The following is a 13,830-nucleotide window of genomic DNA, read 5'->3' on the forward strand; positions in this document are numbered from 1 at the left end:
GAGAGGAAGGATGAAGTTTATGTCTATAGAAGATTTAAAAAAGGTAAGAATCATAACAGCACTTGTAACACCGTTTAAAGAGGACGGTAGTATTAACTTTGAAGCTCTTCCTAAGCTGATTGAACACCTTCTAGCGCATCATACAGAAGGACTGATTATCGCAGGAACGACAGGCGAAAGCCCAACTCTAACGCATGAAGAGGAGCTGGAATTATTTGCAGCGGTTCAAAAGATTGTAAAAGGGCGAGTTCCGTTGATAGCTGGAATTGGTACGAATGATACTCGAGATTCAGTTGAATTCGCGCGTGAAGTTGACAAATTTGGTGGTTTTGCTGCCGGACTTGCAGTGACCCCTTATTACAACAAACCGACTCAAGAAGGTCTATATCAGCATTATAAAGCGATTGCGGAAGCTTCAGATCTGCCAGTTATCGTTTATAATGTTCCTAGCCGAACGGTTGCTGGTTTGACAGTAGAAACTTCCTTGCGCTTAGCACAATTGCCAAATATTATTGCAATCAAAGATTGTACAGGCATAGATGCTCTTACCCATTTGGTTGAAAACGCTCCACAGGACTTTCTAATTTATACTGGGGAAGACGGACAAGCTTTTCATGCAAAGGCAATCGGAGCACAGGGGGTTATATCTGTTGCGGCTCATACTAATGGAGATGACTTTTATGAAATGTTTGCTGCTTTAGATGAGGGTAAGCTGAAAAAAGCTGCTCAGATTCAACGTCAGCTGTTACCAAAAATAGAAGCTCTCTTTTCTGTGACAAGCCCAGCACCACTTAAAGCTGTGCTAAATTCTCAAGGGTTTGAAGTCGGACCACTCCGCCTTCCATTGGTTGCTTGTACAGAGCAAGAAAAAGCCTCTATTCTTCCATTTTTTGAAGATTGAAATAACCATTTTAGATTTGTAAAATGTTGGGAACATTTACGATGAACTAGTGAATTTTTTATTACGTAGGACTTTAGCATTTAAATCTGCAAGAAGAAATGTTTGAAAAGACAAAACTAAGCTGAATGGAAAGACTGATATTACTAGATTGTCATATTTTCTGTTATGATAAGATAAGAGTGGGATATTTAGTATAATAGAAATGGATAAATTGAAAGTTGATGAGAAGTTGGAGCATATGAAGAAAAGAAAATTGAGAATCAGTTCCATTGAAATTATGGCGATTTTAGGATTATTAATTTGGCTACTCACAATATTTTTAAGAAAATATTATTCAATTAATTCAGTTGTTCCTATATTTTATGTCACACCCTAGTTTTGGAGGAGCATGGATTGGAACAGCTATGCTAAAACAACCTTTTAGTCCAACATTCAGTGTAAATAAAGTCTCAACTATTGAATTTTCTAAAAAGACACTTATGTATATATGTATAGTGGTTGTACTGATGTCTTTTATTAATGAGTTATTACCATTGGGTAATACTAGTGTAGTATTTGACGTATACGATGCGCTTGCTACTGTACTAGCGGAAATCATAGCTTTTAACATACCTGTCATTCTAAAAGAAAAGACTTTAATAGATTACCGTTGATTTTGGGAAGATTAAAAAACCAGTGTCGAACTGAACAAGGAATAAAAACACATTAGACGGTAGAATGAAACATTCTATCGTCTTTTCGTATTAGTTCTTACCATTTTCTCTTTTTCCGACAATTTAATAAATCTACGAATCAAAAGGGATAGCTTTTCACTCCAATTATAAAAAATGATCAAAAAGTCTTGTAATTTTTTTCTTATGTTACGATTGTTAATAGTTAGAAAAAATTGTAAAATTAGTGCAGTAAAAGCTTAGCCTTTGATGTTTTTAGACAATAGTTTCATTTTTTAATAGCTTTTTTGATTTACAATAAAACATGTGAAATTTCTTTCTTCTGCGCAAACCTATAAATTCCGTACAAATTTGATGGGGGATAAATTTTCCTATCGTTTATACTATAGGCAAGGAGGTAGGAAGATGAATTTATACTTTGGTGATATTCCGATTTGTTATTCTCATTCGACGGCTATGGCCTTACAGGCTGCGGGCTATGATTTTCGCTCGGACTACCTAGAAGCGATCATGGTCATGGGTAATGGAGCTACCCTTGTGAAAAAAGACGACAGACATCCTTTGGTTTTCTTTGATAATGGCATGCCAGATGAGTCCATTAGTCATTGTTTACAAATTCTTGGATTTGACTATGAGGAGTTTTTCTGTGATTCTTCAGAGCCAGTCAATGTGATAGAACTAAAAGAAAAACTCAAGACATATCTAGACCATGGATCTGTTATTGTAGGTCCTTTGGATATGGGATATCTGACTTATAATCTCAATCATAGCCATCTACGAGGTGTGGATCATTTTGTTTCAGTTTATGACATGGATGAGCATTGGATTTATTTCCATGATCCGGCAGGCTATCCTTGTGTGAAAATGGATTTTCGTGATTTTTGTAAAGCGTGGAAAGCAGAAGCGATTGACTATAAAAGAGGAGCTTATTCCATGTGGGGAAATTTGCAAAGAAATAAGCTTCCAACAAGTCAGGAGATTTATCACAGTGTCTCTATTATCATGAAACAACGATATGAAAATGGTGAGGTTGGTATAATTGAGGACTATGCTAAAACTATTCGAGCAAACGGCTTAAATGCGGAACAAAAACAACTTCATCAATTTTTTTCATTTCGTTTGGCAGCCGTTAGAAGTCTTTACTTGAGTCAATTTTTGAAAGGTTATGATCCTGTCAGAGCAGACTTGAAGGAAAAAATTGCTATGCTTTTTAGCCAAGCCTATCTGGACAGCAGGCAGGAAGCCTATAGTTCTTTAGCAGATACCCTGATGGAGATTGCCCAATTGGATGGACAGTTTAGGGATTTGTGCCTTCAATGTATCAAGGGATAAAACTCTGAAAGATTATTGTACTAAAGGTAAAGAAGTTAGAGATTTTGGTATCTTTACATAGGATAGAAAAATGAATAGAGGTAAAATATGCAGATAATTCAATTTTTTAATGAAACAATTAACTACATTGAAAGCGTGCTGGATAGCGAAATAGATGAAGATAAAATTACCCATTTATCCACTTATTCTTATCCTATGTTTAGCAGACTCTTTTCTATATTAACAGATACAACATTGTCAGAGTATATTAGAAGTCGAAGGTTGACAGAAGCGGCTGTTTTACTGAGAGATACCAATATTAAAGTTATTGATATAGCGATGAAGTATGGATATGAATCATCTGATTCATTTGGGACTGCATTCAAAAAATTTCATGGATTTACACCTTCAGAGGTAAGAAATGGAAAACCATTCAAAATAGTTTCACGAGTGCAGCTAGCACTAAGTGTAAGAGGAGGAAGAAGTATGAACATCACAATTCAAAAGAAAAATTCATTTACAGTTGCAGGTAGGAATGAACAAAATATCAATTCATCATTATGTCCGAGTGTTTGGAATAAACTATATGGAGAATATCGTCATGATGAATTAGCAAGATTGGGAGAAGGTCAAAGTGTCGGTGTTTGTTACAATGTAGAACAACCAAGTACTATTAATTACATAGCAGGGTATATCGTTACAGATGTAGATAAAGCAAAAAGTATGGGCTTAGATGTTTTGAAAGTTGAAGAAGCAGAATATGCCATTGTAGAGTTAACAGGAAGTGTTCCGGATTGCATTCATAATGGGTGGAAATATGCAATGGAAGTATTTTTTCCAGAACATGGTTATGTTCATTCAGGAAAACCTGACTTTGAATATTATTATGAAGGGGATATGGATAGCAAAGACTACAAAATGGAACTTTGGATTCCAATTGTAAAAGCATAATAAATATAAGATAGTTAGAGCAGATCTTTATGGTCTGCTTTTTTATTTTTCCAATAATTTAATAAATCTGCTAACTAAAAAGAATAGATTTTCGTTCTAATTATAAAAATTATTAAAAACTCTTGCAATCTTTTTTTTCTTATGTTACAATAATCATTGGTTTGAAAAAACTGCCTAAGACAGTAGGGGAGCTCGACTCATAAAGATCCTACCGAGGACAAAACGGATCATGTAAAAGAAACGTATTGTACTTTCGTGTCTAGGTTTGGGCGCGTTTTTCTTTTGGAAAAATTTCCCAAGCAAAATAATTACGGAGGTGAAACACTAAATGAGTGAAGCAAGTATTGCTAAAAAAGCGGAACTAGTTGATGTAGTTGCTGAAAAAATGAAAGCAGCTGCAAGTATCGTTGTTGTGGATGCTCGTGGTCTTACAGTTGAACAAGACACAGTTCTTCGTCGTAATCTTCGTGGAAGCGAAGTTGAGTATAAAGTTATTAAAAACTCAATTTTACGTCGTGCATCTGAAAAAGCTGGACTTGAAGGTCTTGCTGATGCATTTGTTGGACCATCTGCTGTTGCATTTTCAAATGAAGATGTTGTAGCACCAGCAAAAATCATCAATGATTTTACTAAAGAAGCTGATGCACTTGAAATTAAAGGTGGAGCTATTGAAGGTGCTGTTGCATCTAAAGAAGAAATCGTTGCTCTTGCAACTCTTCCAAATCGCGAAGGACTTCTATCTATGCTACTATCTGTGCTTCAAGCACCAGTTCGCAATGTTGCTCTTGCAGTCAAAGCGGTTGCAGACAACAAAGAAGAAGCAGCTTAATTTTAAGTTGCGCGTAGCCTATGCTACAAACTAATAATAAATAACGAAAACATATTTGGAGGAAATAACAATGGCATTGAACATTGAAAATATTATTGCTGAAATTAAAGAAGCTTCAATCCTTGAATTGAACGACCTTGTAAAAGCTATCGAAGAAGAATTTGGTGTAACTGCAGCTGCTCCTGTAGCTGTAGCTGCTGCTGGTGCTGGTGAAGCTGCCGCTGCAAAAGATTCATTTGACGTTGAATTGACTGCAGCAGGCGACAAGAAAGTCGGCGTTATCAAAGCTGTTCGTGAAATCACAGGTCTTGGTCTTAAAGAAGCTAAAGAACTTGTTGACGGAGCACCAACTGTTGTTAAAGAAGGCGTTGCAACTGCAGAAGCTGAAGAAATCAAAACTAAATTGGAAGAAGCTGGAGCTTCAGTTACTCTTAAATAAGAAGCACATAGCAATTTGAGAGCGGAATCCCGATTTACCAGTCTTTGATTGCGATAAGCAAATGAAAAAAAACAGGTTAAATCATTTGATTCCCTGCTAAACATCCCTGTCAAAATTTATTTGGCAGGGATTTTTGTTTTTTTAAAGAATTATTTATCTCAAGTGAGAACTGTTTTCATAATTCTCGCTTTTTTGTATTTAAGGAGGAAGCATGTAGAAGGAAATACAATTGTCATGTTACATCGTGATTTTCTATCTAGTCCGACAAAAGGGATACTAAACTTATAAGGAACTCAAAGAACATTACGAGGAAGCGACTGGGGGACTCTTCTCGAAGAGAGAAATCACTAGTCAACTAGAAATCGCCCTCCAAGAGCAACATGGAGTGGACTTTGAATACCCTGAAAAAGAAGATTATCTGGAATTGGTTCAAAAATTAGAAGAGTTTGATTCCAAGGACGCAGTCTTTTATCGTAGCATGGTAGAGTGGTAGGAGGGTTATGACAGATTTTCTGATTCTTCCTCTTATCCTCATGGTGGTGGGCATGATTGCCTTGATTCTCTGGAAGCTCTTAATCCTAGACAGTGGTGTGTTTTTTATAGGACTGGCTTGTGCTATTCTTTTTACAGAGGTTTATGGATTCTATCTTCTCTTTACAGAACCTGAACTTTATACAGCAGACCTGACACAAAATGGATTTCTGAGTTTTACTTGAATCATTATTTTAATAGATGTATAATGTATTTAGAGAAAAACAAAGAACTTCCTAAGAGATCGGAAACTATAACCAATCAATGCAATATTTGCAGTTAATAGATTAGAAATGATAATATGGAGAGGAGTGCTAGCCTCTCTATTTTTCCAGGAGGACATTATGAATAAAATTTTTCACTATCTGGATAAGAAAACGAAATTTTATACTGTCATCGGGGCACTGGCAAATGGAGGATTGGCTCTTGCTCAACCTTTAGTAGTATCTCGAGCTTTGTCCTTAAACCAAGGAGAACTAACCTATTTTAAGATAGTGCAATTTGCTCTTTTTGGTTTTACAGTCTACTTTGTCTTGTATAGCTTGATGCTCTTTTGCAATCACACGCATAACGTATTTCGACGTGAGATTCAGATGAATATGAGAGCAGATTTATTTGGTAAGTTAATGACAAATAAGGATTATAGTGAAGATGAAAAAATCACCATGCTCACACAGGATATGGAGTATTTGGGGGATAATTATTTAGAAAAGTACATTAACATAATTTGCTGGGGATTTGTTGCTTTACTAACAGCAATTTATATTATTACGCAAAATCTGTTACTGGGGAGTATTTTTGTCTTCTTTACTATCTTACGCCCTATTCCTCAATATTTAATGAACAAAAGGCTCAAACATACTGGTGACGATATGGCTCAAGGCAGAGTGGAGGTTCATAATCAGGTATCTGACAGCATCCGAGGAGCGCAGACTCTGCTCATGAATCAAGCGATTCTGGAAAATAGACAAAAATTATGGAATGTGAATTGGAAATATCAACGAGCTATCCAAAAATTTTGCTTCACCCATAATATCGTCTTCTTTTGTAATGGCTTTATGGTATTTCTGAGTCAGGTTTTACCGCTTGTGTTAGGTTTCTTCTTTTCCATGAATGGTCATAGGGTATCTGTCGCTAGTCTTGTCGCCATGTATATCGCAGCTGGTCAGTTGGTGAGTCCTATCCAGACAATCATGTATGATACAGTAGATATACAAGGGGCAAAAACGACTGCGGACAAGATTTATGGAGTATTAGACAGTAAAGATGATAAACAACTGGCGAAAGATGATATGCAAGAACTTCGTGCCCTGCACATCCAAAATTTAAGTAAATCTTATGGTAGCAGACAGCTTTTTACCCATCTGAATTTGGACATCCAAACTGGTCAGAAAGTTTTAATCAAGGGACCGAGTGGCTGTGGGAAATCGACCTTGTTTCGGATAATTATTGGTGAGGAGCAGGCTGATGAAGGTCAGATTACTGGTGTGACAACAACTAATAACTATACATCTCATTTTGTATCTAGTGTTGGTATTATTAGCCAGCATCCATTCCTTTTTAATGACACAGTTCGATATAATTTGACTTTGGGACAAGTCTTTTCTGATGAAGATTTGTGGTTTGTTTTAAAACAAGTCAAGCTCGACAATGAATTAACAGAAGGGTTGGACTTTGTTGTCAGTAACAATGGTGACAATATTTCGGGTGGTCAGAGGGTTCGGATTGAACTGGCAAGATTTCTTCTGCGTAAAAAGGATGTTTTACTAGTAGATGAGGTAACTGCTGCCTTGGACGAGGAAAACAGCAAGATGGTGCGTGATCTACTGTTTTCTCTACCTGTTATGATGCTAGAAATTGCTCACCATATTGAGGATGAAAGTAGATATAATCAAATTTTAGACTTAGGAAAATATTGAGCTATTTTTGATAGCTCTTTTTTTGTGATAGAAGCTCCAAGCTATATATAATACGCTTGAGCTAATTTATAGAAAGTATAGGAAAACTCCCCTTATAGTTTTAGTGAATTTTTGTTTTTTTCATTGTCCACTATAAGGGAGTATATCACATCATGGCGTGGGTGGGTTTTTGTTTTCTTGAGAATTCCCTTTATTCATGATAAAATAAAAAAGATAATGCTAGTACTTGGAGAGAAAATGAACTATTATAATGTTGGAAAGATTGTGAATACGCAAGGTTTGCAAGGTGAAATGCGTGTACTATCGGTGACGGATTTTGCAGAGGAACGTTTTAAAAAGGGAAGTATGTTGGCCCTTTTTGATAAGAAAGATAATTTTGTCATGAATGTGGAAATTTCCAGTCATCGTAAGATGAAAAATTTTGATATTATCAAATTCAAAGGAATGTACCATATCAATGACATTGAGAAATATCGTGATTTTACTTTGAAAGTGGCTGAAGAAGATTTATCGGATTTAGATGAGGGCGAATTTTATTATCATGAAATTATTGGCTTGAATGTTTATGAACAGGATATTTTGATTGGAACAATTAAAGAAATTTTGCAGCCGGGTGCCAACGATGTCTGGGTGGTAAAGCGCAAAGGCAAGCGTGATTTACTATTGCCTTATATTCCGCCTGTTGTGTTGAATATTGATCTTGAAAATAGTCGAGTGGATGTGGAAATTCCGGAAGGACTGGATGATGAAGATTGACATTTTAACATTATTTCCGGAGATGTTTGCCCCGCTGGAGCATTCAATAGTTGGCAAGGCGCGTGAAAAAGGATTGTTAGAGATTCACTATCATAACTTTCGGGAAAATGCAGAGAAATCACGACATGTTGATGATGAGCCTTATGGAGGCGGTCAAGGGATGTTGCTCAGAGCGCAACCAATTTTTGATGCTTATGATGCGATTGAGAAAAAACAGCCACGGGTTATTTTGTTAGATCCCGCTGGTCGAACGTTTGATCAAGCCTATGCGGAAGAGCTTTCCCAAGAAGAAGAATTGATTTTTATTTGTGGACATTATGAAGGTTATGATGAGCGGATTAAAAGTTTGGTGACAGACGAAATCTCGCTTGGAGACTATGTTTTGACCGGTGGAGAATTGGCTGCCATGACGATGATCGATGCGACGGTACGGCTGATTCCTGAAGTTCTTGGTAAGGAAGCCAGTCATACTGATGATAGTTTTTCATCAGGGCTTTTAGAATATCCTCAATATACTCGCCCGTATGATTTTCGTGGAATGGTTGTGCCAGATATTTTGATGAGTGGTCATCATGAAAATATCCGAAAATGGCGTCTGTATGAGAGTTTGAAAAAGACTTACGAGCGTCGTCCAGATTTGCTAGAAAAATATGAGTTCACAGCAGAAGAAACTGAAATGCTGGAAGAGATTCGTAAAGAAAAAAGCGATTGGTAAGAGTAAAAGTTTTCTAATGCTATTTAGAAAGCTTTTTTATTATTGTTAAAAAAACAGATAAAAAATTCTTGACAGCTAATTTCTATCATGGTATCATATTAACCAGTTAATAAACTGGTTAAACACTAGTTAAGGAGTGGTTTATGAAATTAAAGAAATATCTATTTTCTATTTTTGTGGTAGGATTGACTTTGTTGTTGACAGCGTGTGGAACAAGTCCAAAAAAACAGAGTAAAGGTCTGAAAATTGTAACAAGTTTTTATCCGATTTATGCTATGGTCAAAGAAGTATCAGGCGATTTAAATGATGTTCGGATGATTCAATCAAGTAGTGGGATTCATTCATTTGAGCCGTCGGCGAATGATGTAGCTGCTATCTACGATGCGGATGTCTTTGTTTACCACTCTCATACCTTGGAGTCGTGGGCAGGGAAATTAGATCCAAATCTAAAAAAATCCAAAGTGAAGGTACTTGAAGCTTCAGAAGGGATGAAGCTGGAGCGTGTGCCGGGATTAGAAGATGTAGCTGCTGGTGAGGGAGTGGATGAAAAGACTCTTTACGACCCACATACATGGTTAGACCCAGAAAAAGTGGCAGAAGAAGCACAGATTATCGCTGATAAACTTTCGAAGATTGATAGTAAAAATAAAGAAACCTATCAAAAAAATGCGAAAGAACTAGTAGATAAGGCAAAAGAGTTGACTAAAAAATATCAACCGATTTTCAAAGTGGCGAAACAAAAAACATTTGTGACGCAGCATACGGCCTTTTCTTACTTGGCAAAGCGATTTGGATTGACCCAATTGGGGATTGCTGGGATTTCACCAGAGCAAGAGCCTAGTCCACGTCAGCTGACGGAAATTGAAGAGTTTGTGAAACAATACAAGGTCAAGACAATTTTTGTGGAAAGCAATGCGTCATCAAAAGTTGCGAAAACTTTGGTCAAATCTACAGGCGTTAAACTAAAACAATTAAACCCTTTGGAAGCTGATCCGCAAAATAATCATACTTATCTTGAAAATCTAGAAGCCAATCTAGCGGTATTGGCAAAAGAATTGAAAAAATGAGGAGAATCATGAAGAAAAAATATCTTATCGGTTCTGTTGCAGTTGTTGTCTTAAGTTTGTGTAGCTATGAGCTAGGGCGTCATCAGACAGTATCTAGCAAGGAAAATAACCGTGTTGCTTATGTAAATGGAAAATCTAAAGCAAACAAGGGCAAGCAAGCAGAGAATTTGTCGCCTGATGAAGTGAGTGCAAAAGAAGGAATCAATGCGGAACAGATTGTTGTCAAAATTACAGACCAAGGTTACGTAACTTCTCACGGTGATCATTATCATTATTATAATGGGAAAGTCCCTTATGATGCCATTATCAGTGAAGAGCTGATTATGCGGGATCCAAACTATACCTTGCAGCAGTCTGATATTATCAATGAAGTGAAAGATGGCTACATTATCAAGGTAAATGGGAAATATTACCTTTACTTGAAAGATCCAAATCATACCAGTAATGTTCGTACAAAAGAAGAAATTGCTCGCCAAAGGGCAGAGTATAGCGGCAAAGGCCATAAGGGAGCGAAAGGTGGTGCTGTAACAACAGCTGTCAAAGAAGCTCGTGCACAAGGTCGTTATACGACGGATGACGGCTATGTTTTCAATCCGACAGATGTGATAGAAGATACTGGAGATGGCTTCATCGTACCGCATGGTAATCATTTCCATTATATTCCAAAGAAAGATTTGTCTCCTAGTGAGTTAGCTGCTGCTCAGAGCTATTGGGACAACAAACACAAATCTGGCGGTACGACATCAACTCCGAGTCCAAGTCCAACGCCATCAAGACCATCAAATGGCGGAACTACACTACCTTCTATCCATTACCAACCATCAACGCCGGGAACACAGACCCATCAGGGCAATAATTATCATGCGCAGCCATCACAACCAAGTCATCAGAATACTCCATCTGCTCATCAAGAAATCATCAATCTGTTAAAACAACTGTACTTGATGCCGTTAAACCAACGTCATGTGGAATCTGATGGTTTGATATTTGACCCGGCACAGATTACTAAAAAATCTTCTAGTGGGGTGGCAGTGCCACATGGTAATCATTATCATTTCATTTACTATAGTCAAATGTCGCCACTAGAAGAAAAAATTTCGCGGATGATTGTTCCTGGTACGGACTATTCAGAAGCGAAAAAGCTAGCTGGTCAAAGTAATCAACAGACAAACCCAAGTAAACCGAACCAAGATACGGGCAAGGATCAAACACAGCCAAGCAAACCTAATGATGGCAAGCAAACTGAGCCAAGCAAAGAGCCTGAAAAGCCAAAAGAAGAACCATCTGAGACAGAAGTGACAGATGAACAGATTCAAACCTTTATCAATAAGGCTGAAAGTTTGATAAGTAAGGTGACAAATGCTAGTCAAAAGGCAAACTTTGAAGAGCAACTCGCTGGTATCAAATCTGGCTTCACTCTTGGAACAGAAGAAAAAGCAACAGTGCTTCAAAAAGTGAAAGATTTGTTGTCTGAAATCGTCAAGGCGGTTGATCCGGAAACACAAGCGGGACTGACAAAGAAAAATGCTGAAATCGTTGCTGCTTTCAAGAAAGTCTTAACACCAATTCGTCAAACGCTTGAAAGCAAAGGGGATAAAGCACAACTGGCAACGGTTGAAGACCTCATGCAACAGGCTGCCAATCCGAATGTGGATAAGCTTGCCTTATTGGATAAGGTTTTGAAATTGTCAAGTGAGGTACAGCACCCTGACCGCGCAGGCAAAGCAAATTCGCAAATTGCTTATACGGCTGATGAAGTAGCATTAGCTAAAGCTGCAGGTCGTTATGCAACATCGGACGGTTATATCTTTGATCCACATGATTTGACGGAAGACCAAGGCGATGGCTATACAGCTCCGCACATGAATCACAGTCATTATATTCCTAAGAGCGATTTGTCCAAGTCAGAAAGACAGGCGGCAGAAGCTTATATGAAGAATAAAAAGCCTCAAAAATCTGAAGATAACCAAACGAATCCAAATAAGGAAACAGCTTTGTCTATTTACAATCGTGTAACCCCAGCTAAAAAGGTGCCAGTTGAAGCGATGCCTTATAACACAGCCTATGTTGTAGACATGAAAAACGGTCAGCTCATCATTCCGCATCATGACCATTATCATAATATCTCTCTTTCTTGGTTTGATCAAGGACTTTACAAAGCACCTGACGGCTACAGCATGGAAGATTTCCTTGCGACCGTGAAATATTACGTCACTCATCCAGAAGACCGTCCGCATTCTGACAATGGTTTTGGTAATTCTAGTCAGCATGGTAAGAAAAATCAATCAGATAACGGAAAGAACTATGCACCAAATGAAGAGCCAGAAGATAAGAAAGACGACTCTGCAAGTAAAGAGGTAGATGATGAAAAGGAAAATTCAAAAGGGACTGAAAAACCAACAGTTAATGCTGAAGAAGAAGCTGAAAAGGCACGCGCAGCAAGCTATGGATTGTCTCTGCAAGATTTCCGAGCAAAAATGATTAAAATTGCTTTTAAATATGGTTTGAGCTTAGAAAAGTTTACCTATCATCCTGAAAACAAGACGGTCAGCTATACTGATACAACAGGTGCTGTCAAGTCTATCAATGTACTCACAGGAGAATTGGTTTCTTAACAACGCCCCCCTCAAGAGTTGGAAATTTATTTTCCAGCTCTTTTGTTGTTCTATGTTTATAAAGGGAAGTTTATCTTGTCCGCCGGGCGGATAAGATAAACTAAAAGAGATTCACACCGTCCGCCGAGCGGACAAGACAAACCAAAAGGAATTCATTCTGTCCGCCGAGCGGATAGAACAAACCAAAACTAATTTATCCTGTCCGAGGGTCGGCTTGCTTCAACCAAAATTGATTCACTTCGTCCGAGGGTCGGATTACTTCAACCAAAATTGATTCACTTCGTCCGAGGGTCAGATTACTTCAACCAAAAGAGATTCACTCCATCCGAGGGTCGGATTGTCTCAACCAAAATTGATTCACTTCGTCCGACCCTCGAACGACTTTTTATAAACTAACAAATCTATCATTTTTGAGGAACGACTTTATTGGTGGTATAATAGGTTATGAAAAAGAGGGAAGGGAAACACATCATGCGGGATAGACCGGATTTTACAACGATAAAGACTTATCAAGAGTTTTCTCAATATTATTGGTATCGTGCAGAATTGGCAGACATTTGCAAACGATTGGGGAAGGAGCATTCAGGGGTCAAAAAAGAGCTAGAAGCACAAATCAAACAATATTTTGCAGGGAATGTTGCTCAAAAGAAAGTCCGTTTAAAGACTAAGAAAGAGAAAGATGTAGAGCTTACTTTAGACACGCCCTTACTTACTTGTGGTTTTGCCTTTAATACCCGATTTCGGGAGTTTTTCGCTCAGCAGACGGGTAGCAGTTCATTCAAGTTTACAGCGGACATGGCGGCAGCTTGGCGAAAGGTAAAAGCTGAGGGAAATGACCGATTTACTCTGCGAGACATGTTAGCCATTTATCAGGGACAATCAACTTACGCAAAATACGATAATGCTAGTTGCCAATGGAATCAATTTCTCAAAGACTTTTGTGCTGATGAGAATAATGCTGCTTTCCAGCCAAAACTAAAAGTTGCTGCTATTCTTTGGCAGAAAGTGAAACATTCAACCGCTCCTAAAGTCTATCACCAGCAGCTAGTAAAGAACTTTTGGGATGATATTTCTATGTATTGGAAAGGGAAATAAGAAGAATGATTTGTCCACTTGCGAAAAAAC

The 13,830-nt window shown here is 37.8% G+C and carries 13 protein-coding genes, 1 pseudogene and 1 other annotated feature; all 14 genes and pseudogenes read left to right on the forward strand.

The features are described 5' to 3' along the window. The first annotated feature begins 19 nt into the window (after positions 1–19). A complete protein-coding gene (gene dapA / locus EL079_RS02190; RefSeq protein ID WP_026248168.1) occupies positions 20–901 on the forward strand; it encodes a 4-hydroxy-tetrahydrodipicolinate synthase in 882 nt (293 codons plus the stop codon). 362 nt (positions 902–1,263) lie between these two features. Beyond that, positions 1,264–1,554 carry a hypothetical protein gene (locus tag EL079_RS02195; RefSeq protein WP_003029374.1) on the forward strand — a complete coding sequence of 97 codons (291 nt, stop codon included), beginning with the start codon at positions 1,264–1,266 and terminating at the stop codon, positions 1,552–1,554. A gap of 423 nt (positions 1,555–1,977) precedes the next feature. Beyond that, positions 1,978–2,904 carry a hypothetical protein gene (locus EL079_RS02200; protein WP_003032547.1) on the forward strand — a complete coding sequence of 309 codons (927 nt, stop codon included), beginning with the start codon at positions 1,978–1,980 and terminating at the stop codon, positions 2,902–2,904. Between the two features lie 87 nt (positions 2,905–2,991). Beyond that, positions 2,992–3,834, forward strand: coding sequence for an AraC family transcriptional regulator (locus EL079_RS02205; RefSeq protein WP_003032536.1), 843 nt, complete (start codon positions 2,992–2,994; stop codon positions 3,832–3,834). Between the two features lie 155 nt (positions 3,835–3,989). After that, positions 3,990–4,124, forward strand: a sequence feature (ribosomal protein L10 leader region). A 38-nt stretch (positions 4,125–4,162) separates the two neighbouring features. Beyond that, complete coding sequence (rplJ, locus tag EL079_RS02210; protein WP_003024222.1) at positions 4,163–4,663, forward strand: 50S ribosomal protein L10; 501 nt, start codon at positions 4,163–4,165, stop codon at positions 4,661–4,663. A 70-nt stretch (positions 4,664–4,733) separates the two neighbouring features. Beyond that, positions 4,734–5,102 carry a 50S ribosomal protein L7/L12 gene (gene rplL / locus EL079_RS02215; protein WP_003024225.1) on the forward strand — a complete coding sequence of 123 codons (369 nt, stop codon included), beginning with the start codon at positions 4,734–4,736 and terminating at the stop codon, positions 5,100–5,102. A 283-nt stretch (positions 5,103–5,385) separates the two neighbouring features. Beyond that, positions 5,386–5,595 (forward strand): annotated as a pseudogene (locus tag EL079_RS09720) (DUF5962 family protein); the annotation flags it as partial. A 7-nt stretch (positions 5,596–5,602) separates the two neighbouring features. After that, positions 5,603–5,818: a DUF5966 family protein gene (locus EL079_RS02220; protein WP_003024228.1), complete on the forward strand. Its 216-nt coding sequence runs from the start codon at positions 5,603–5,605 to the stop codon at positions 5,816–5,818. Between the two features lie 159 nt (positions 5,819–5,977). Further along, a complete protein-coding gene (locus tag EL079_RS02225) occupies positions 5,978–7,552 on the forward strand; it encodes an ATP-binding cassette domain-containing protein (RefSeq protein WP_003031192.1) in 1,575 nt (524 codons plus the stop codon). Positions 7,553–7,789: 237 nt separating this feature from the next. After that, a complete protein-coding gene (rimM, locus tag EL079_RS02230) occupies positions 7,790–8,308 on the forward strand; it encodes a ribosome maturation factor RimM (RefSeq protein WP_003031189.1) in 519 nt (172 codons plus the stop codon). Next, the gene (trmD, locus tag EL079_RS02235; RefSeq protein WP_022524372.1) at positions 8,298–9,023 is read left to right on the forward strand and encodes a tRNA (guanosine(37)-N1)-methyltransferase TrmD; all 726 of its coding nucleotides are present in this window, start codon (positions 8,298–8,300) and stop codon (positions 9,021–9,023) included. Before rimM ends, trmD begins: the two co-directional genes overlap by 11 nt. 143 nt (positions 9,024–9,166) lie before the next feature. After that, positions 9,167–10,090: a metal ABC transporter solute-binding protein, Zn/Mn family gene (locus tag EL079_RS02240; RefSeq protein WP_003031188.1), complete on the forward strand. Its 924-nt coding sequence runs from the start codon at positions 9,167–9,169 to the stop codon at positions 10,088–10,090. Between the two features lie 8 nt (positions 10,091–10,098). After that, positions 10,099–12,705, forward strand: coding sequence for a pneumococcal-type histidine triad protein (locus EL079_RS02245; protein ID WP_003031190.1), 2,607 nt, complete (start codon positions 10,099–10,101; stop codon positions 12,703–12,705). Between the two features lie 471 nt (positions 12,706–13,176). Next, a complete protein-coding gene (locus EL079_RS02250; protein WP_026248167.1) occupies positions 13,177–13,800 on the forward strand; it encodes an SAP domain-containing protein in 624 nt (207 codons plus the stop codon). The last annotated feature ends 30 nt before the right edge of the window (positions 13,801–13,830 follow it).

The sequence above is a fragment of the Streptococcus anginosus genome (assembly GCF_900636475.1).
Taxonomy (GTDB): domain Bacteria; phylum Bacillota; class Bacilli; order Lactobacillales; family Streptococcaceae; genus Streptococcus; species Streptococcus anginosus.

Excerpts from the sequence above, each read along its gene's own strand:
- EL079_RS02220 (WP_003024228.1), top strand. The coding sequence starts at position 5,603 with ATGACAGATTTTCTGATTCTTCCTCTTATCCTCATGGTGGTGGGCATG.
- EL079_RS02250 (WP_026248167.1), top strand. The coding sequence starts at position 13,177 with ATGCGGGATAGACCGGATTTTACAACGATAAAGACTTATCAAGAGTTT.
- EL079_RS02205 (WP_003032536.1), top strand. The coding sequence starts at position 2,992 with ATGCAGATAATTCAATTTTTTAATGAAACAATTAACTACATTGAAAGC.
- dapA (WP_026248168.1), top strand. The coding sequence starts at position 20 with ATGTCTATAGAAGATTTAAAAAAGGTAAGAATCATAACAGCACTTGTA.
- trmD (WP_022524372.1), top strand. The coding sequence starts at position 8,298 with ATGAAGATTGACATTTTAACATTATTTCCGGAGATGTTTGCCCCGCTG.
- EL079_RS02245 (WP_003031190.1), top strand. The coding sequence starts at position 10,099 with ATGAAGAAAAAATATCTTATCGGTTCTGTTGCAGTTGTTGTCTTAAGT.
- rplJ (WP_003024222.1), top strand. The coding sequence starts at position 4,163 with ATGAGTGAAGCAAGTATTGCTAAAAAAGCGGAACTAGTTGATGTAGTT.
- rimM (WP_003031189.1), top strand. The coding sequence starts at position 7,790 with ATGAACTATTATAATGTTGGAAAGATTGTGAATACGCAAGGTTTGCAA.
- EL079_RS02240 (WP_003031188.1), top strand. The coding sequence starts at position 9,167 with ATGAAATTAAAGAAATATCTATTTTCTATTTTTGTGGTAGGATTGACT.
- EL079_RS02195 (WP_003029374.1), top strand. The coding sequence starts at position 1,264 with ATGTCACACCCTAGTTTTGGAGGAGCATGGATTGGAACAGCTATGCTA.
- EL079_RS02200 (WP_003032547.1), top strand. The coding sequence starts at position 1,978 with ATGAATTTATACTTTGGTGATATTCCGATTTGTTATTCTCATTCGACG.
- EL079_RS02225 (WP_003031192.1), top strand. The coding sequence starts at position 5,978 with ATGAATAAAATTTTTCACTATCTGGATAAGAAAACGAAATTTTATACT.
- rplL (WP_003024225.1), top strand. The coding sequence starts at position 4,734 with ATGGCATTGAACATTGAAAATATTATTGCTGAAATTAAAGAAGCTTCA.